The sequence below is a fragment of the Arminella tubonensis genome, assembly GCF_003240585.1.
Taxonomy (GTDB): domain Bacteria; phylum Pseudomonadota; class Alphaproteobacteria; order Rhizobiales; family Rhizobiaceae; genus Rhizobium; species Rhizobium tubonense.
This window is the reverse complement of the sequence record NZ_PCDP01000059.1, coordinates 386,022-404,748: the sequence shown is the minus strand read 5'-3', so window position 1 is coordinate 404,748 and position 18,727 is coordinate 386,022. Positions and strand designations below refer to the sequence as shown.

Annotated in this window: 15 protein-coding genes; 10 read left to right on the top strand and 5 right to left on the bottom strand. The window is 57.9% G+C overall.

Annotation, left to right across the window (positions count from 1 at the left end):
• Positions 1–5 precede the first annotated feature (5 nt).
• Genes mnmG through CPY51_RS26325 form a run of 4 tightly spaced genes read left to right on the top strand, consistent with a single transcriptional unit; the run spans position 6 to position 4,278 of the window.
• Positions 6–1,883 carry a tRNA uridine-5-carboxymethylaminomethyl(34) synthesis enzyme MnmG gene (gene mnmG / locus CPY51_RS26340; RefSeq protein WP_111163156.1) on the top strand — a complete coding sequence of 626 codons (1,878 nt, stop codon included), beginning with the start codon at positions 6–8 and terminating at the stop codon, positions 1,881–1,883.
• A gap of 33 nt (positions 1,884–1,916) precedes the next feature.
• Complete coding sequence (gene rsmG, locus CPY51_RS26335; RefSeq protein WP_111163155.1) at positions 1,917–2,534, top strand: 16S rRNA (guanine(527)-N(7))-methyltransferase RsmG; 618 nt, start codon at positions 1,917–1,919, stop codon at positions 2,532–2,534.
• A 22-nt stretch (positions 2,535–2,556) separates the two neighbouring features.
• Positions 2,557–3,360: a ParA family protein gene (locus CPY51_RS26330; protein ID WP_111163154.1), complete on the top strand. Its 804-nt coding sequence runs from the start codon at positions 2,557–2,559 to the stop codon at positions 3,358–3,360.
• A 33-nt stretch (positions 3,361–3,393) separates the two neighbouring features.
• Entirely contained in the window at positions 3,394–4,278 is an 885-nt protein-coding gene (locus CPY51_RS26325) for a ParB/RepB/Spo0J family partition protein (RefSeq protein WP_111163153.1), read from the top strand.
• A gap of 17 nt (positions 4,279–4,295) precedes the next feature.
• On the opposite strand, the gene holA is transcribed toward CPY51_RS26325, so the two are convergent.
• The 3 genes from holA to leuS are packed head-to-tail and all read right to left on the bottom strand — an operon-like array spanning position 4,296 to position 8,490.
• A complete protein-coding gene (gene holA / locus CPY51_RS26320) occupies positions 4,296–5,333 on the bottom strand; it encodes a DNA polymerase III subunit delta (RefSeq protein ID WP_111163152.1) in 1,038 nt (345 codons plus the stop codon).
• A gap of 15 nt (positions 5,334–5,348) precedes the next feature.
• On the bottom strand, positions 5,349–5,870 hold the full coding sequence (gene lptE, locus CPY51_RS26315) for an LPS assembly lipoprotein LptE (RefSeq protein WP_111163151.1): 522 nt from the start codon (positions 5,868–5,870) through the stop codon (positions 5,349–5,351).
• Positions 5,860–8,490 carry a leucine--tRNA ligase gene (gene leuS, locus CPY51_RS26310; RefSeq protein ID WP_111163150.1) on the bottom strand — a complete coding sequence of 877 codons (2,631 nt, stop codon included), beginning with the start codon at positions 8,488–8,490 and terminating at the stop codon, positions 5,860–5,862. Before leuS ends, lptE begins: the two co-directional genes overlap by 11 nt.
• 199 nt (positions 8,491–8,689) lie before the next feature.
• Here leuS and CPY51_RS26305 point away from each other — a divergent pair, with 199 nt between their 5' ends.
• Positions 8,690–9,349, top strand: a complete 660-nt coding sequence (locus CPY51_RS26305; RefSeq protein ID WP_111163149.1) for a YggS family pyridoxal phosphate-dependent enzyme — start codon at positions 8,690–8,692, stop codon at positions 9,347–9,349.
• A gap of 91 nt (positions 9,350–9,440) precedes the next feature.
• Here the strand turns inward: CPY51_RS26305 and CPY51_RS26300 are convergent, their stop codons facing one another.
• Positions 9,441–10,142 carry a DUF1013 domain-containing protein gene (locus tag CPY51_RS26300; protein ID WP_111163148.1) on the bottom strand — a complete coding sequence of 234 codons (702 nt, stop codon included), beginning with the start codon at positions 10,140–10,142 and terminating at the stop codon, positions 9,441–9,443.
• A 233-nt stretch (positions 10,143–10,375) separates the two neighbouring features.
• Between CPY51_RS26300 and acs the strand changes: the two genes are divergently transcribed.
• A complete protein-coding gene (gene acs / locus CPY51_RS26295) occupies positions 10,376–12,334 on the top strand; it encodes an acetate--CoA ligase (protein ID WP_111163147.1) in 1,959 nt (652 codons plus the stop codon).
• Positions 12,335–12,446: 112 nt separating this feature from the next.
• On the opposite strand, the gene CPY51_RS26290 is transcribed toward acs, so the two are convergent.
• A complete protein-coding gene (locus CPY51_RS26290) occupies positions 12,447–12,674 on the bottom strand; it encodes a DUF1674 domain-containing protein (protein ID WP_111163146.1) in 228 nt (75 codons plus the stop codon).
• 105 nt (positions 12,675–12,779) lie between these two features.
• Between CPY51_RS26290 and htpX the strand changes: the two genes are divergently transcribed.
• The 4 genes from htpX (at position 12,780) to purH (ending at position 18,679) form a co-directional block, all read left to right on the top strand.
• Entirely contained in the window at positions 12,780–13,763 is a 984-nt protein-coding gene (htpX, locus tag CPY51_RS26285; protein WP_111163145.1) for a zinc metalloprotease HtpX, read from the top strand.
• A complete protein-coding gene (locus tag CPY51_RS26280) occupies positions 13,754–15,166 on the top strand; it encodes an RsmB/NOP family class I SAM-dependent RNA methyltransferase (RefSeq protein ID WP_420820742.1) in 1,413 nt (470 codons plus the stop codon). Before htpX ends, CPY51_RS26280 begins: the two co-directional genes overlap by 10 nt.
• A gap of 173 nt (positions 15,167–15,339) precedes the next feature.
• Positions 15,340–16,959 (top strand): heparinase II/III family protein, encoded by a 1,620-nt coding sequence (locus CPY51_RS26275; protein WP_111163144.1) that lies wholly within the window; start codon positions 15,340–15,342, stop codon positions 16,957–16,959.
• Positions 16,960–17,062: 103 nt separating this feature from the next.
• Positions 17,063–18,679, top strand: a complete 1,617-nt coding sequence (gene purH / locus CPY51_RS26270; RefSeq protein ID WP_111163143.1) for a bifunctional phosphoribosylaminoimidazolecarboxamide formyltransferase/IMP cyclohydrolase — start codon at positions 17,063–17,065, stop codon at positions 18,677–18,679.
• Positions 18,680–18,727 lie beyond the last annotated feature (48 nt).

Below are 18,727 nucleotides of genomic sequence, written 5' to 3'. Positions count from 1 at the left end.
CCCGAATGTTCAATAAAAAATATAACGTTGTTGTTGTTGGTGGTGGGCACGCTGGTTGCGAGGCTGCAAGCGCCGCTACACGCCTCGGCGCTTCGGTGGCCCTTATTACGCATCAGCGCGAGACGATTGGAATGATGTCCTGCAACCCGGCGATTGGCGGATTGGGGAAGGGCCACCTTGTTCGCGAGATCGACGCATTGGACGGCGTGATGGGGCGTGTTGCGGACGCGGCAGGTATTCAATTTCGCATGCTCAACCGAAAAAAGGGGCCAGCGGTTCGAGGCCCCCGGACGCAGGCCGACCGGAAGCTTTATCGATCGGCGATGCAGTCCGAATTGGCCGGTATTGCGAATCTGGATATTATCGAAGGTGATGTCTTTGATCTCGATATCGTCGAGCATGCCGTCGCGGCGGTGATCTTGAAGGACGGGCGGATCTTTCGATGCGCCTCAGTTGTGCTGACGACAGGCACTTTTCTCCGTGGCTTGATACATATTGGAAATGAAAAGACTCCGGCGGGCCGCGTTGGCGAGCCACCTTCAGCGGGGCTGTCAGCTACGTTGTCGAGACTTGGCCTCGCTCTCGGACGTTTGAAGACGGGGACTCCCGCCCGTCTTGATGGTCGAACGATTGATTGGAATTCTGTGGGGCGCCAGGGTGCTGACGAGGAACCCATCCCCTTTTCGTTCATGACGGACCGCATTGCGAATCGTCAGATTGAATGTGGCATCACAAGAACGACGCCCGCGACGCATAAGATCATTTCAGAGAATCTGCAGCAGTCGGCTATGTATTCCGGTCAGATCGAGGGCGTCGGACCGCGATATTGTCCGTCGATTGAGGACAAGATTGTCAAATTTGGCGAGCGGGATGGCCATCAGATATTTCTGGAGCCGGAGGGTTTGGAAGACGACACGGTATATCCCAACGGTATCTCTACGTCGCTTCCTGCGAAGGTTCAAGATGCCTTCATTCGAACCATTCCGGGCCTGGAACGAGCTCATATTCTTCAACCCGGGTATGCGATCGAATATGATCACGTAGACCCGCGTGAGCTCACAAGTTCCCTGGAGATGCGGAAGATGCAGGGATTGTTTCTCGCGGGCCAGATAAATGGAACGACCGGCTACGAAGAGGCGGCGGCGCAGGGGTTGGTCGCCGGTCTTAACGCTGCGAAATATGCTGCCGGGGAGAGCGCTATTCATTTTAGCCGTGCCGAGTCGTACATTGGTGTCATGATCGACGATCTGACGTCTCGCGGCGTTACCGAGCCTTATCGAATGTTTACCTCGAGGGCGGAATACCGCTTATCACTGCGGGCGGACAATGCAGACCTTCGATTGACTCCGGTCGGCCTCGCGATTGGATGCGTTGGTGAAATGCGCGCCGGCCGTTTCGCGGGTCATATTTCAAATATGGACGCTGCACGTGCGGTATTGCGTGACCTCAGGGTTACGCCGCGCGAGGCAGAGCGGGCTGGCATTCACTTGAACCAGGATGGGCAGCGGCGGACTGCCTATGAACTTTTGTCCTATTCGGAACACTCGATACCGTCTCTTTCGAAGTTGTGGCCAGAATTGGCCAATATTGATAAGCGCTCGGTCGAGGCACTTGAGATCGAGGCGGCATATGCAGTCTATATGGATCGCCAATCATCCGACATTGCGCAGACGAAACGGGAAGAAGACAAGGTTATTCCACCGGAATTCGATTTTTCAGATTTGCCCGGCCTTTCCAATGAGCTGAAGCTCAAGTTAAGCCGCGGCCGTCCGAACAATATTGCGCAGGCTGCCAAGCTTGATGGGATGACGCCCGCGGCGCTCTCATTGCTTATCGCACATCTGCGGAAGTCTGAGGCGGCGGCTCTTCGAAAATCTGCCTGACCTGAACCATTTGCAAGGTGTGAGAGTCCTGTGATGCGATTGAACGGCGTACGTGTTTCACGTGAAACACAAGGGAGATTGGAGCACTTTGCCGCCCTCTTTCAGAAGTGGTCGCGATCCATAAACCTGGTGGCGCCCTCGACACTTCAGGACCTCTGGGATCGTCATATCGCTGATAGTGCTCAGATATTTCAGCTATCGCCGCGGCCTCTCCATTGGGTTGATCTTGGCAGCGGTGGGGGCTTTCCGGGCGTTGTAACTGCGATCTTGCTCGCGGAATACGGGGATGGGCACGTTGATCTCATTGAAAGCAATCTGAAAAAGGCTGCATTCTTGCGTGTCTGTTTGCAGGAATGTGATGCCCGGGGGACCGTGCGTGCCCTTCGAATTGATGCGGCAGCTCGATTGATCCCTAGTTGTGACGCAATTTCGGCGCGCGCCCTAGCGGAGCTGGATTCTCTGCTTGACCACGCTGCACCGTGGGCGTCCAGCAACCAGAATATAAGGCTTTTGCTGCACAAAGGGCGGGATTACCAGCGCGAAGTGGATAAAGCCCGTGGTCGTTGGGAATTTGATCTGTTAAAACACGTCAGTGTTGTCGATCCGGACTCGGTTATTCTTGAAATAACCAGGCCGCGACGAAAAATCTAACATAGTCGGGTGGTGTGCGGGCATGGTAGGCGAACGAAACCGGATTATCACTGTTGCAAATCAAAAGGGTGGGGTCGGCAAGACGACCACGGCGATCAATTTGGCAACTGCGCTGGCCGCCATCGGTGAGCGCGTTCTCATAATTGATCTTGATCCGCAGGGTAACGCTAGCACCGGCCTCGGGATCGAACGCCGCAATCGCAAGTTATCGTCCTATGATGTCATGGTTGGGACCCATGGAATCGGAGAGACAGTCGTGGAAACGGCGGTTCCCAACCTTTATATCGTTCCTTCGACAATGGACCTGCTTGGGGTCGAGATGGAGATTTCGCAGCAAAGCGACCGTGTTTTTAGGCTGCGGAGGGCGCTTCAGGCAGCGGATGCCCAGGCGTTTTCCTATATTCTCGTCGATTGCCCGCCTTCTTTCAACCTGCTTACGATGAACGCGATGGCCGCGGCGCACTCCGTTCTGGTGCCGTTGCAGTGCGAGTTTTTTGCCTTGGAAGGCCTCAGCCAGCTTTTGGAAACAGTCGAGCAGGTTCGACGGACCGTTAATCCGTCGCTCGATATTCAGGGCATTGTGTTAACCATGTTTGATGCGCGGAATAATCTTGCGCAGCAGGTGGTTAGCGATGTCCGGACGCATCTCGGGGAAAAGGTCTACCATACATTGATTCCTCGCAATGTGCGCGTGTCGGAGGCACCTTCGTATGGGAAGCCGGCAATTCTTTACGATTTGAAGTGTGCTGGAAGCCAAGCCTATCTGCAATTGGCGTCGGAAGTTATTCAAAGAGAGCGGCAGCGGAAAGCTAAAGCTGCTGCCTGACCATTCGTCGTGTGAAAGAGTGAGTGATGTGCAATGAACGATGATCTTTCAAAGCGACGTCTAGGGCGGGGTCTTGCCGCTCTCATTGGCGAGATGGATCAGCCTGATCCTGTGGAAGCCGGGCGGCCGACGGTTAATCCTGATCGAATGGTTCCGATCGAGTTTGTCAGCCGAAATCCTAAGAATCCTAGACGTTATTTCGATGAGGCCGAGCTTCACGATCTGGCGGCGTCGATCCGCCAGCATGGCATTGTTCAACCTGTCGTGGCGCGGACGGTTTCCGCCGGCCGATATGAAATCATAGCCGGCGAAAGACGTTGGCGCGCTGCCCAACTCGCGGGTCTGATCGAAATTCCCGTTATCGTCCGCGATGTGGACGATAAGACCGCGCTTGAAATTGCCATCGTTGAAAACGTTCAACGCGCAGATCTGAATGCGCTTGAGGAAGCTCAGGGCTACGAGCAGCTGATTGCTGAGCACGGCTACACACAAAATGATCTTGGTGAGATTATTGGCAAGAGCCGCAGCCATGTCGCGAATTCTCTCCGCCTGCTTAAGTTGCCGGATTCCGTTCGCGATCTGCTTGCCGGTGGCAGTCTCTCCGCTGGACACGCCCGTGCGCTGGTGTCCACATCGGACCCTGCGTCGCTCGCCCGTACGATCGTTTCCAAGGGTATGTCGGTGCGCGATGCCGAACGTCTGGCGCAGAACGATATCAAGGCTCAAAGCGATCCTCGTCCTGCAACGAGTATTCGTGACGCCAAGGATTCCGACACCGTTGCGCTCGAGCGAACGCTGTCAGATGCTCTCGGCCTCGATGTGATCATCAATCACAAGGGAAGTGGCGGTCAAATTCGCATCGCGTACAAGAGTCTTGAGCAGCTGGAGGAGATCTGCAGACTGCTGGAGCGCCGCTAGGCGCCATTTGCTTTGGGTCAATTCTTTCGCGCGGCTTGCAGCGTTGTGGATAGCAATGTCTGCAGCGCAATGCTGTCTTCGATGCTTTGGCGTTGACGACTCTGAAAAATGGCGGCTTGCAGCCTATTCATTTCGCGCGAGATGGCTGGCGCGGTCCAGGTCTGTAACGCCTTTTCAATAATCGGTTTTCGCTTGAAATGCAGGTGCCGCCCATGTGTCTGCATGACTTGAGTTGCTGCGAGACGCTTCTCATCCATCTCTGCGCGCATGATATCCAGAAGCTGAAATTGCCGCAGGCAACCCTGCAGGACGAGAAAGATCGACGTCTTCGACGAGGTGATTTTTTGCGTCGCGTGAAGGAAGGACTCTGTGTCGCCCTTCAATATTGCGTCGACTGCGTCATCGGCGGAGACTGCGCTCGCATCACCGATAATGTCGCCCACATGGTCTTCGTCGATCGTGCCGAGGCCGCTGCAATAGAGTGCGAGCTTCCTGACTTCATTCCGCGAGGCGATCCGGTCGCCACCTAGAAGTTCGAGCAGCATGTGGCGCGCGGCCGGCGTGATGCGCAGGCTTTCATTTGCCAGCTCATGATCGATCAGACTATTAAGCGCCCTGACATCGTCAGCGTAGCAAGGAATTCCGACGACCGTTCGATTGCCCTCCGCAATCTTGCGAAGTGCGGATCCCTTCTTGAGGTCGCCCGCCTCGACGATGAGAAATGCACTGTCCGGCGGGTTTCCGGCAATCACCTGCAACGAGTCGATAAGCGCTTTCTCGTTTGCGGCGCCACGGATCCAGACGAGGCGCTGCCCCCCGAATAAACCCATCGCATTTGTTTCATCGATCAAGCGTCCGGCGTCGTTATGGAGGTCTCCGATATCGAGTTTGATCAAGGCAAATGGGTCATCCAATGACACCGTCGTCTCGGCAGCAATGAGTGTCGCCCGCTCCGACACGAGGCCGCGATCTGGACCGTAGATGATGAAGATCCTATACCGCTTCGCAGCGTTCGACAGAAATCCCTCGAATTCGTGAGATTTGATTTCCGTCATGCCTCGTCCCCGCCCTTAGCGGCTAAGGGCAGCGGAGATATCGGCGCCCACAAGCTGTGCCACTTCACGCGCTGCACGATCCTCAGAGTCGCGGATAGCGCGCTGCTTGGCGAATTCCTGTGTCGGAAAGTCTACAAGAGCAACAGCTGATCGACTGCCCGCTTTCAGGACCTTGCCATCGCTGGCGTTCTTGAGGACGAACGACGCAGTCACAACCGTACGACCGGCCTGCGAAGTATCGGAAGAGGCGAGATACAGAACGCCAGCAGTACTGGCGGTGGCCGTCAGCGTCACGTTATATTCCGGTTTGGCCGGCTCACCAGCACCGCGTCCCGCGACGAAAATGAGCTGATTTCGAACTTCCTGGCCGACACGTGTAGATGCCGGCGAAAAGGAGACGGATGATAGCTTCGCTGTCACGCCGGTGCTTTCTGCGTAAAGCGGGCGAACCTGACATGACGACAACGCTAACGGGACGGCAACGAGGGCTACGACGCCCGCGGTGCGAGCGAGGTTTGAAATGAAATCAGACGACAATGTTTACGATCCTCTGTGGAACGACAATGATCTTCTTCGGCGCCTGACCATTCAACGCGCTTCTGACAGCATCCAGGGCGAGCACGGCTTCCTTGACGGCACTTTGATCCGCATCGCGTGAGATTGTCAATTCGGCGCGCTTCTTGCCGTTGATCTGTATCGGAAGCAAGATGTCATTTTCCACCACCAATTCGTCATCAGCGACCGGCCATGCCGACATGGCGATCAGATGGGCATTGCCAAGAGTGGCCGAGCATTCTTCAGCTAGATGCGGCGTGATCGGTGCAACGATCGCAATCAGGATCTCCACCGCATCGCGAACTGCCTCGCGATAGGCCACATCGGCGCCACCGCCAGCAACCTTCGCCAGAGGAACTGCAAGCGCATTCACGAACTCATAAATGCGTGCCACAGCCTTGTTGAAGGCAAGCTTGTCGTAGTCAGCCTGGACCGCCTTCAACGTTCGATGGGCAATCTGTGAGATAGCAAGCGCCTCACCTTCCTTAGCCGGAGTCCCTTTGGCTGATTTAAGGACATCGCATGCTTCGGAGACCAAGCGCCATACGCGCTGTGTGAAACGATGGGCACCTTCGACGCCTGCTTCCGACCAGATAACGTCGCGATCCGGCGGAGAATCGGACAGTACAAAAAAGCGGGCTGTGTCCGCCCCATAGGAGGCAATGATATCATCGGGATCCACCACGTTCTTCTTCGACTTCGACATCTTTTCAATCGAGCCGATGGAGATCTCTTCCCCGGTAGACAGCAATATGGCACGCCGCCGACCCTCTGCTTCTTCTATCCGGATATCGACAGGGGGAATCCATTCGCGGGCTGCACCCTTGCCGCGGCTGTATGTCTCATGCACGACCATGCCCTGAGTAAACAGGCCCTTGAACGGCTCCTTCACATCGACGTGGCCGGTTTCCTGCATGGCGCGGGTGAAGAAGCGGGAATAGAGCAGGTGCAAAATGGCGTGCTCGATGCCACCAATATATTGATCGACAGGAAGCCAGTGGTTTGCGGCAGCTTTGTTGGTCGGCTCATTCTCCCAAGGCGCGGTAAAGCGGGTGAAGTACCAGCTCGAATCAACGAAGGTATCCATTGTGTCGGTCTCGCGCCGTGCGTCCTTGCCACAATGCGGACAGGCCACATATCGCCAGGTCGGATGTCGGTCGAGCGGATTGCCGGGCTGATCGAAGGTGACATCGTCCGGCAGTTTTACCGGCAGGTCCTTCTTCGGCACAGGCAGAACGCCGCAGTCATCGCAATGAATGACCGGGATGGGGCAACCCCAATAGCGCTGGCGTGAAATGCCCCAGTCGCGCAGGCGGAAATTTACTTTCCGTTCGCCTTGTGGCGCATTGCCCAACGTCATCGCAGCGAGTCTTGCCGCAACGGCGTCGAAAGCCTCAGCGGGCGTCATGCCATCAAGGAACTGCGAGTTGATCATCACGCCGTCACCGTCATAGGCGATGTCACCGATCACGAAACTTGCTGCGTCGCCATCCTTGGGCATGACAACCGGGACGACCGGCAGATCGTATTTGCGAGCGAAATCAAGGTCGCGCTGATCGCCGGACGGGCAGCCGAAGATGGCTCCGGTGCCATATTCCATCAGCACGAAGTTGGCGATGTAGACAGGCAGCTCCCAGGAGGCGTCGAGCGGATGCCTGACCCGGATGCCCGTATCCATGCCTTTCTTTTCCGCCGTTTCCAGCGCGGCTACCGATGTACCGGCGCGGCGGCATTCTTCACAAAATGCCTCGACCGCCGGATCCCTTGCAGCGGCTTCCTTCGCCAGCGGGTGGTCGGCCGCAATCGCGAGAAAAGACGCTCCGAACAGGGTGTCCGGGCGCGTCGTATAGACCGCGACTTCTCTCTCATCACTCTGAGCCGTGCCCGGCATGATTTCCCAGCGGATCGAAAGGCCTTCAGAACGGCCTATCCAGTTCTTTTGCATCAGCCGTACTTTTTCCGGCCAGTGGTCAAGCGTGTCGAGCGCGTCGAGCAAATCCTGACTGAAGTCGGTGATCTTGAAGAACCATTGCGTCAGTTCGCGCTGCTCGACCAGCGCGCCGGAGCGCCAGCCGCGCCCGTCGATCACCTGTTCGTTGGCCAGAACAGTATTGTCGACAGGGTCCCAATTGACCTTTGATTTTTTGCGGTAAACCAGCTCCTTTTCCATCATGTCGATGAAAAGCATTTGCTGCCGGTGATAATATTCGACGTCGCAGGTCGCGAATTCGCGGCTCCAGTCCAGCGACAATCCCATCGCCTTCAACTGGGCTTTCATCGACGCGATGTTTTGATAGGTCCACTCTTTGGGATGCACCTTGTTGTCACGCGCGGCATTTTCCGCGGGCATGCCAAAGGCGTCCCAGCCCATCGGATGGAGAACGTTGTAGCCCCGTGCGCGCTTGTAGCGGGCAACGACGTCGCCCATCGCATAGTTGCGAACATGGCCCATATGAATCCGGCCCGACGGATAAGGAAACATTTCTAGGACGTAATATTTCTCGCGCGGGTCGTCATTGTCAGTGACGAAAACCTTTTCGTCATTCCATTTCTGTTGCCAGCGAGGCTCGGCATCGCGTGGGTTATAACGTTCGATAGCCATTTGACCTGTATTCCGGGGATCATGGGGAGTTGGCCGTGACCTTCATCATGAAACCAACCAAGCGTCAAGTTTAGCGGGGCCGCAATCGCGTTATCTCGGGCCTCGGGCGAGGGAATTCGTGCTACCGGCTCTTGGCAATCGCCTTGCGGCTGGCTACTGCGATTGGAGGAAATTCTGGCAGATATGTCGAGGTGCGGACATGGAACTTCAAGAGCGGCTAGATGAAGTGCGTCAGCACATCGCGAAAGCGGAACGTCAGGCAGGCCGACCGGCCGGATCGGTCGAGCTCGTGGCTGTTTCAAAGACCTTCGATGCCCAGGCCATTCGTCCCGCGATCGCCGCCGGGCAACGCATCTTTGGCGAAAACCGTGTTCAGGAAAGTCAGGGAAAATGGCCGGAGCTGCAGGCTGAGACACCTGATATCGAGTTGCATTTGATTGGACCCTTGCAATCGAACAAGGCGGCCGAGGCAGTCGCTCTCTTCGACGTCATCGAAACCGTCGACCGAGAAAAGATTGCGCGAGCGCTGGCCGAGGAAATGAAGCGACAGGGCAAAACGTTGCGGCTTTACATCCAGGTAAATACCGGGCTGGAGCCACAGAAGGCGGGTATCGCGCCAGATGATACCATCCGTTTCGTGGCGCTATGCCGCAACGAACTGGGGCTCGCGATCGAGGGGCTGATGTGCATTCCCCCCGCTGAAGAAAATCCGGGGCCGCATTTTGCCCTTCTTGCCAAGCTTGCGACCGAATGCGATGTCGAGAAGCTGTCGATGGGCATGTCGAGCGACTATGAGATCGCTGTTGCGTTTGGCGCCACCAGCGTTCGCGTCGGTTCGGCGATTTTCGGTGCTCGCTAATCCTCTTCCGGAGAATTGGCCCTCCCCTCGACACACGCAATAAAAAACCCCGGAAGAACCGGGGTTTGAAAATCAGGCGATCGGCTTCGGCTCAATATTGGTCGTCGTCTTCGTCTTTGGTGGTGGACTTCAGCGACTTGAGCTTTGCAAAGACTGCATCGGCGTCGATTTCCTTTTCCTTTTCTTCGCGCTGGTAGGTGAAGCCGAGCTTTTCGGTCTCCTGCGCCGGCTGCAACGTTGCGCCGAGTTCGGCAACCGTCGGCAGTGGCCGGCCCTTTGCTGCCTTCTCGACTTCCATGTCGAGATCGATCTGGCTGCAGAGACCGAGCGTCACCGGATCCATGGGGGCCAGGTTTGTCGAGTTCCAATGGGTGCGGTCGCGGATCTGCTCGATGGTCGACTTAGTCGTGCCGACCAGGCGGGAAATCTGCGCATCCTTCAGCTCCGGATGGTTGCGAACCAGCCATAGAATAGCGTTCGGGCGATCCTGGCGCTTCGATACCGGCGTATATCTCGGTCCGCGACGCTTTGATTCGGGAACCCGTACTTTCGGCTCGGAGATCTTCAGTTTGTGGTTTGGGTTTGCTTCAGCGCGGGCGATTTCGTCGCGGGAAAGCTGACCGGTAGAGATTGGGTCGAGACCTTTGATACCCTGAGCGGCTTCGCCATCGGCAATCGCCTTGACCTCAAGCGGGTGCAGCTTGCAAAACTGCGCGATCTGTTCGAACGACAATGCGGTATTGTCGACAAGCCAGATGGCCGTAGCCTTCGGCATAAGCAGTTGTTGAGCCATGGATATAGTCCTTCTGTCCGTCCGCGCCGGGGTCGCGGTCCGTGGGTAACACCACCAATTTCCGGGAATTTGCGCCCTATATAACCTCAGTGCTGCAGAATTGCAATTCTTTGCCGATCAAATGACCTTTGTCTAATTGCCGCCGTAACTTAAGCTGCTATTGATTGCCGAAAGACCGCTCATCTTTCCTGGGAAAGACGATGACGCGGCGGACATTTTGAGGAGGAAATTTCATGTCGGAAAAAATTTATCCGGTTCAGAAGTCGACGAAGGCCCGCGCGCTGATCGACAAAGAGAAATATGAGAAGTGGTACAAGCAAAGCATCGACGATCCCGATAAGTTCTGGGGCAAGCAGGGCAAGCGCATCGACTGGTTCAAGCCCTATACCAAGGTCAAGAATACGTCCTTTAAGGGCAGAGTTTCGATCAAGTGGTTCGAAGACGGGCTGACAAACGTCGCTTACAATTGCATTGACCGGCACCTGAAGACGCGGGGCGATCAGGTCGCTTTCATTTGGGAAGGCGACAATCCCTATATCGACAAGAAGATCACCTATAACGAGCTCTACGAGCATGTCTGCCGCATGGCGAACGTGCTGAAGAAGCACGGCGTTAAAAAGGGTGATCGGGTCACCATCTACATGCCGATGATACCCGAGGCAGCCTATGCCATGCTCGCCTGCGCGAGGATCGGCGCGGTTCATTCGGTCGTCTTCGGCGGCTTCTCGCCTGATGCGCTGGCGGGACGCATCGTCGACTGCCAGTCGACGTTCGTCATCACCTGCGACGAGGGTCTGCGTGGCGGCAAGCCGGTGCCGCTGAAGGACAATACCGATACCGCGATCCACATTGCTGCCAAACAGCTTGTCATCGTTCAGAAGGTTCTGGTCGTTCGCCGCACCGGAGGAAAGACCGGCTGGGCACCAGGCCGCGACCTCTGGCATCACCAGGAAATTGCCACGGTAAAGGCGGACTGCCCGCCCGTGAAGATGAAGGCGGAAGACCCGCTTTTCATCCTCTATACCTCAGGTTCGACCGGCAAGCCCAAGGGCGTTCTGCACACGACCGGGGGTTATCTCGTCTACGCCGCCATGACGCACGAATACACCTTTGACTACCATGATGGCGATATCTACTGGTGCACCGCCGACGTCGGCTGGGTGACAGGCCATTCCTACATCGTCTACGGGCCACTCGCCAACGGTGCGACGTCGCTGATGTTCGAAGGCGTGCCGAGCTTTCCCGACCAGGGCCGTTTCTGGGAGGTGATAGACAAGCACAAGGTCAATATCTTCTACACGGCTCCGACGGCGATCCGCTCGCTGATGGGGGCCGGGGACGAGTTCGTGAAGCGCTCATCGCGCTCGAGCCTCAGGTTGTTGGGTACCGTCGGCGAGCCGATCAATCCGGAAGCCTGGGAATGGTACTATAACGTTGTCGGCGACGGCCGCTGCCCGGTCGTCGATACCTGGTGGCAAACGGAAACCGGAGGCCACATGATCACGCCCTTGCCGGGGGCTACCGATCTGAAACCGGGTTCGGCCACGAAACCCTTCTTTGGCGTCAAGCCGGAACTGGTCGACGGCGACGGCAAGGTGCTGGAAGGCGCTGCCGATGGCAATCTCTGCATCGCCGATAGCTGGCCGGGGCAGATGCGCACGGTCTACGGCGATCATGAGCGCTTCATCCAGACCTATTTTTCGACCTACAAGGGGAAATATTTTACCGGTGACGGCTGCAGACGCGATGCGGACGGCTATTACTGGATTACAGGTCGCGTCGACGACGTGCTCAACGTCTCCGGCCATCGGCTTGGGACGGCGGAAGTCGAGTCGGCGCTCGTTTCGCACCATCTCGTTTCGGAAGCAGCCGTGGTCGGTTATCCCCACGGAATCAAGGGCCAAGGCATCTACTGCTACGTCACGCTGATGTCGGGCCATGAAGGCAACGATGCGCTGCGTCAGGATTTGATAAAGCACGTGCGAACCGAAATCGGCCCAATCGCGTCTCCGGACAAGATCCAGTTTTCACCGGGGCTGCCAAAGACCCGGTCGGGCAAGATCATGCGTCGCATCCTGCGCAAAATCGCTGAGGATGACTACGGCTCGCTCGGCGACACCTCGACGCTGGCCGATCCTGGCGTGGTCGAAGATCTGATTGCCAACCGCCAGAACAAGGCAGAGTCGATCTGATCGTAGTTGCTAACGAGCAAACCAAATTCCGCCGTCTCGATCGTTGAGACGGCGTTTTTATTCCAACGAACAATGCCGTGAAATGGCAGCGGCCTGGACGGTGGATATTACTTCAGAAGTCGATTGCCCGACCGTTGATTTCCCAGTCGCCGAAGCGGGAGGGTTCGGCGCCGCCGCGGCCACCGATTTCAGGCGGCAATTCGGATTGGGCCCGTGCCCGGCGTCGCTCTTCGGCTTCCGCCAGAGCGCGTTTGGCGGCGGATGAGAGCGGTTTGCGCGGGGCTTCCGCTTCGGCTTGGGCTTCGAGTATCCCGAGATTGTCATTGTCAGCTGTCTGCATAGCGCACTCCGGCCCCAAAACTTGAAATAGGCGGGCGAATAGCCAGATTATAGTGCGTCCGAGGGCGAATAAAAGATCGGACAGATGATTTGCCGGGAGACACCTATGAACCTTGTACGCACTGCCATGTTGCTCGCCTTCATGACGGCACTCTTCATGGGGGTCGGCTATCTCATCGGCGGCCGGTCCGGGATGACAATCGCGTTCGTTGCGGCGCTCGTGATGAATTTCTATTCCTATTGGAATTCCGACCGGATGGTACTGTCCACTTACAATGCGCAAGAGGTGGATGAGCGCAGTGCACCGGAATTCTATGGCATCATCCGTAATCTCGCCGCCAATGCCGGGCTGCCGATGCCGCGTGTCTATCTCTACGAGAGCTCGCAGCCGAATGCCTTTGCCACAGGTCGCAATCCTGCCAATGCCGCCGTTGCCGCTTCGACAGGATTGCTTAATGCCCTGACGCCGGAAGAGGTCGCAGGCGTCATGGCGCATGAGCTGGCACATGTGCAGAACCGCGATACCCTGACGATGACGATCACTGCGACCCTTGCTGGAGCGATCTCGATGCTCGGCAACTTTGCCTTCTTCTTCGGCGGGCGGCGGGACAGCAACAATCCATTGGGCTTCTTAGGTGTTCTCGCCGCCATGATCGTGGCACCGCTGGCGGCGATGCTGGTACAGATGGCGATCAGTCGGACGCGGGAGTATTCGGCCGACCGGCGTGGCGCCGAAATCTCAGGTAATCCGCTTTGGCTCGCCTCGGCGCTTAGCAAGATTGCTCGCAGCGCGGCCGAGGTGCCAAATTATGAGGCTGAGCGCAATCCAGCGACCGCGCATATGTTCATCATCAATCCCTTGTCGGGCGAACGAATGGATAATCTCTTTTCCACTCATCCGGACACGGACAATCGCATCGCCGCGCTACACGAAATGGCGAGGCGCGGCGGCAACGACAACGGATCAATTTCGGGCCTCGGCTCGACGGAACCGGCCCGGGCTGCTAATCCGGTGCGGAAATCGCGATCCGTTCCCAATACGGGGTGGGGCCGCGGTGGTTCACAGCCGCCCAAAGGACCCTGGTCTTGAATTCAGACGATACAAGCAAACCTTCCGCCAGAGGCGGCAATCACACAAGTGGCAGGCCAAAGCAAGGTCGGCCGACCCTTTCGGCTCCGGCAAAGCCAGGCTTGGGCGCACGCGCGGCAGCATCAAAAATTCTGGCAGCCGTTGTCGATCGCAAGACCCCGCTTGACGGTATGCTGGATGCGGAAAACGGCAATCCGGCCTACCGAGTTCTCGAAGACAATGACCGGGCGCTGGTGCGCGCGATCCTGAATTCGGCGCTTCGTCATTTGCCGCGTATTGATGCGGCGATTGCATCCATGCTTGATTCGCCGCTGCCCGAAGGTGCGCGGGCGTTGTATCACGTGTTGGTCGTTGCGGCGGCTCAGATGCTTTACCTCGATGTGCCCGATCACTCCGCGGTCGATCTTGCAGTTGAGCAGGCCAATCAGGATCCGCGCAATCGCCGCTTTGCCAAGCTGGTCAATGCTGTGCTTCGCCGCATCGGGCGGGAGAAGCAGGCGATCCTTGATAGTACCTCCAGCGTGCCCGCCATGCCGCTCTGGTTTCTAAAACGGTTGGAGGCAGCGTACGGACGAGAGGCGGCACTGGCTATCTCGGAAACGCAGCTTGAACCGGCCGCGATCGATGTCACTGTCAAATCCGACCCTGCAGGCTGGGCAAAGCGCTTGAATGGTGTGGTCCTGCCGACCGGGAGTGTCCGGCTCGCCGCCTTCGACGGTTCGATACCTTCGCTTCCCGGTTTCTCGGAAGGCCAATGGTGGGTGCAGGACGCAGCTGCCAGTATTCCCGCCAAACTATTCGGCTCACTTACCGGCAAGCGGGTCGTCGATCTTTGCGCTGCACCCGGCGGCAAGACCGCGCAGCTTATTCTTGCTGGCGGTGCGGTCACAGCACTGGATCAATCCGCCAGCCGTTTGAAACGGTTGTCGTCTAATCTGGCGCGTCTTGGGATCGAGGCGGAAACCGTTGTCGCGGATATGGCTAAATTCGAACCGGCCGAACTTTTCGACGCGGCATTGCTCGACGCCCCTTGCTCCTCGACGGGCACGACCCGGCGCCATCCTGATGTGCTGTGGACCAAGGGGCCGGAGGATATTGCCAAGCTCGCGGCTCTTCAAGAACGGCTGCTTGCCCATGCGCTGACGCTGGTCAAGCCCGGCGGCATTGTCGTGTTTTCCAATTGCTCGCTCGATCCCTCGGAGGGCGAGCTGCTTGTCGCGCGTGTGCTGGCAAATAATGCGGCGGTTGAGCGCGTGCCAATCAGCGCAGAGGACTGGCCGGGACTTGAGACTGCTATTTCACCGCTTGGCGAATTCAGGACGACGCCGTCCATGCTGCCGCTCTCGCAAGGCTTTGCCTCCGGCCTCGACGGGTTTTTTGCGGTCGTGCTCCGCCGAATATGATCGCTATAGTTAGTTACACAATACTCCTAGACCTGATCAAAATGGATCATCCTGGGTCGAATTGACCATTTGCTAACGTCCCCTTAACGATGGGGGCAGACAATAAGCATGATCAAATACGCAGAATTGGCAGGCGCTTTGTGAGTTTATACGTGCGGGAAGCATGGCGGCGGATGTTACGCCGCACAGCGTTGGCGCGCTTGCGTCTGACCCGCCACACCGCGCGGGTGCCGGAACGATTGATCGTGGCGCCGACGGATTTGCGCAGCATCGATCCCTTTGTTGCCGCGGAAATCATCAACGGCCGCATTCCGCTTGCCGGACGCGTGCTCGAGACCAACGGCGGATCGCCGTTTTCCCTCGAATTGCCGTCGCAGATGTTTGCGACGCGACTGCATAGTTTCGGCTGGCTACGGCATATGCGCGCCGACAAGACAGATCAGGCCTGCGGCCAGGCGCGTGCCATCGTCAACGAGTGGATCGGCGTTCACGGCCGCCGCACTTCAGGGATTGCCTGGGAGGCTGACATTGTTGCCCAGAGGATCATCGCCTGGCTGTCGCATTCTCCTGTTGTATTACAGGGGACAGATAGCGGTTTCTACCGCCGCTTCATGAGATCCCTCACCCACCAGGTGCGCTATCTCAGGCATGTAGCTGCGACGGCGCCCGACGGGGAGGTCCGGTTTCGCGTCCGCATCGCACTTGCCATGGCGTCCGTGGCGATGCCGGCGCGAGCATCGACCATAAGGCGTGCGGGCCATGCGCTCGACAAAGAGATCGACCGGCAGATTCAGCCGGATGGGTCGCATATTTCCCGCAACCCGCGCGCCGCACTGGAACTGCTTCTCGATCTGCTGCCGCTTCGACAGACCTACGTCAATCTCGGCCACGACGTACCGAAACGGCTGATTGCCGGCATTGACCGGATGTATCCGGCTTTACGTTTCTTTCGTCATCAGGACGGCGATCTGGCACTCTTCAATGGCGCGACCTCAACCCTTGCCAATGAGCTCATGTCCGTCCTGCGCTACGACGAAACGGCCGGGCAGCCCTTCAAGGCACTGCCGCAGGGGCGCTATCAGCGGCTGTCGGCCGCGCAGACGCTGATAATCGTCGATACCGGCCTTCCCGTCTCGAACGACCTCTCGCGCACGGCGCATGCCGGCTGCCTCTCTTTCGAGATGTCGTCTGGAAAGCACCGCATCGTCATCAATGCCGGGTCACCGAAATTTGCGGGCAACCGTTATGTCCAGATGGCGCGCGCCACGGCCGCACATTCTACGGTGACGCTCAATGATACCTCGTCGATGTCCTTCTCGCGCTCCGACCTGCTTGGTCCGGTGGTGGTCAGCGGGATACGCAACGTCGATGTCCAGCGGATGGAGACCGACGACGGGCGGGACTGCGTCAAGGCATCGCATGACGGCTACCTCCAGGCGTTTGGTGTCCATCATGAGCGGGAGTTGACGCTGAATGCGGCCGGTACGATCCTGACCGGCCGCGACCGGCTTCATCCGCCGGAGGGTAAAAACATGCAGGCGGGAGACAATCGCGCTTCGGCACGTTTCCACATTCACCCCTCGATTTCGATGAAGCAGTCCGATGCAGACTCAGTCACCCTGAAGGCGCCTGATGGGGAAACCTGGGTGTTCTCGTCTCCGGGCAACGAAGTTCTGTTGGCCGAGGATGTCTTTTTCGCGGATGCGTCCGGGGTCCGGTCTTCCGAGCAGATCGAAGTGGTGTTCTCGCTTTCGGAAAAGCCGGAGATCCGGTGGTTTTTATCCCGCCGTTGAGTGGCCAAGTGTTTTCTCTCCGGTAAAGCTGTGCTAACGCGGCGCCATAGCCTTATGGCGTCCCTCGCCGGATGTCTCCCGCGCCCTAAATCGGAGAAAGTTCATGGCCGTCGTTTCCAAGAAGATCCCAGCCCCCGATAAGGTGAAAATCCGGACTGCGCTGCTGTCTGTCTCCGACAAGTCGGGCATTGTCGAGCTCGCGAAGGCACTGAGCAAAGAAGGTGTGCGGCTGCTCTCAACCGGCGGCACCCACAAGTCGATCGCAGCTGCCGGTATCGCCGTCACTGACGTCTCCGACATCACCGGGTTCCCCGAGATCATGGACGGACGCGTGAAGACGCTCCATCCACGGGTCCATGGTGGCTTGCTTGCCATCCGCGACGACACCGAGCACCAGGCGGCAATGAAAGAGCACGGCATCGAGGGAATCGATCTCGTGGTTGTCAATCTCTATCCCTTCGAAGATGTCCGCGCCGCCGGCGGCGACTACCCGACGACGGTCGAGAACATAGACATCGGTGGTCCGGCTATGATCCGTGCATCGGCCAAGAACCATGCTTATGTCACGATCCTTACCGATCCCGCCGACTATCCCGCCCTGCTCGACCAGCTTTCAGCCGATGAAGGTCAGACCGCCTACGCATTTCGCCAGCTGATGGCGGCAAAGGCCTTTGCCCGCACCGCCGCCTATGATGCAATGATCTCCAACTGGTTTGCCGAAGCACTCGAGATTGTTACGCCACGTCATCGGGTAATCGGCGGCGTTCTTCGCGAAGAGATGCGCTATGGCGAGAACCCACATCAGACTGCAGCGTTCTACGTGACCGGGGACAACCGTCCCGGCGTGTCGACTGCAACGCTTCTCCAGGGCAAGCAGCTCTCCTACAATAACATCAACGACACGGACGCCGCTTACGAGCTGGTGGCAGAATTCTCGCCGGCAAACGGTCCGGCCTGTGCGATCATCAAGCATGCCAATCCCTGCGGCGTTGCCACCGGGTCAAGCCTTGTCGAGGCTTACAAGCGGGCGCTCGCCTGCGACAGCGTGTCCGCGTTCGGCGGCATCATTGCACTCAATAGCCTGCTTGATGCGGAAACGGCCGAAGAGATCGTCAAGCTCTTCACCGAGGTCATCATTGCGCCCGCGGTCAGCGACGAGGCGAGGGCGATCATTGCCCGCAAGCCGAATTTGCGCCTGTTGTCCGTTGGTGCCCTGCCCGATCCGCGTACGCCCGGCCTGACGGCGAAGACGGTGTCCGGCGGCTTGCTTGTCCAGAGCCGTGACAATGCGATGGTTGACGATCTCGAGCTGAAGGTGGTGACGAAGCGCGCTCCGACGGCGCAGGAGTTGATCGACATGAAGTTCGCCTTCCGCGTCGCCAAGCACGTGAAGTCGAATGCAGTTGTTTACGCCAAGAACGGCCAGACGGTGGGCATTGGTGCCGGCCAGATGAGTCGCGTCGATTCGGCACGTATTGCAGCGATCAAGGCAGAAGATGCGGCCAAGGCAATGGGGCTCGCCGAGCCTTTGACCCGGGGTTCTGCGGTTGCCTCGGAAGCGTTCCTGCCGTTTGCGGATGGTTTGTTGTCAGCGATCGCCGCCGGCGCCACCGCGGTTATCCAACCAGGCGGGTCGATGCGCGACGAGGAAGTGATCGCCGCTGCCAACGAGCACGATGTCGCCATGGTCTTCACGGGCGTCCGCCATTTCCGTCACTGAATATGCCAGTTTTGTTTTTGGATATCCCGGTAAGGCGTGAGTTTGACC

Bases quoted from the DNA above. Each gene is read 5' to 3' on its own strand.
- leuS (WP_111163150.1), bottom strand. From the start codon at position 8,490: ATGGCTATCGAACGTTATAACCCACGCGATGCCGAGCCTCGCTGGCAA.
- holA (WP_111163152.1), bottom strand. From the start codon at position 5,333: ATGACGGAAATCAAATCTCACGAATTCGAGGGATTTCTGTCGAACGCT.
- purH (WP_111163143.1), top strand. From the start codon at position 17,063: ATGGCCGTCGTTTCCAAGAAGATCCCAGCCCCCGATAAGGTGAAAATC.
- CPY51_RS26300 (WP_111163148.1), bottom strand. From the start codon at position 10,142: ATGGCTCAACAACTGCTTATGCCGAAGGCTACGGCCATCTGGCTTGTC.
- rsmG (WP_111163155.1), top strand. From the start codon at position 1,917: ATGCGATTGAACGGCGTACGTGTTTCACGTGAAACACAAGGGAGATTG.
- CPY51_RS26325 (WP_111163153.1), top strand. From the start codon at position 3,394: ATGAACGATGATCTTTCAAAGCGACGTCTAGGGCGGGGTCTTGCCGCT.
- CPY51_RS26275 (WP_111163144.1), top strand. From the start codon at position 15,340: ATGTTACGCCGCACAGCGTTGGCGCGCTTGCGTCTGACCCGCCACACC.
- htpX (WP_111163145.1), top strand. From the start codon at position 12,780: ATGAACCTTGTACGCACTGCCATGTTGCTCGCCTTCATGACGGCACTC.
- acs (WP_111163147.1), top strand. From the start codon at position 10,376: ATGTCGGAAAAAATTTATCCGGTTCAGAAGTCGACGAAGGCCCGCGCG.
- CPY51_RS26305 (WP_111163149.1), top strand. From the start codon at position 8,690: ATGGAACTTCAAGAGCGGCTAGATGAAGTGCGTCAGCACATCGCGAAA.
- CPY51_RS26290 (WP_111163146.1), bottom strand. From the start codon at position 12,674: ATGCAGACAGCTGACAATGACAATCTCGGGATACTCGAAGCCCAAGCC.
- CPY51_RS26330 (WP_111163154.1), top strand. From the start codon at position 2,557: ATGGTAGGCGAACGAAACCGGATTATCACTGTTGCAAATCAAAAGGGT.
- mnmG (WP_111163156.1), top strand. From the start codon at position 6: ATGTTCAATAAAAAATATAACGTTGTTGTTGTTGGTGGTGGGCACGCT.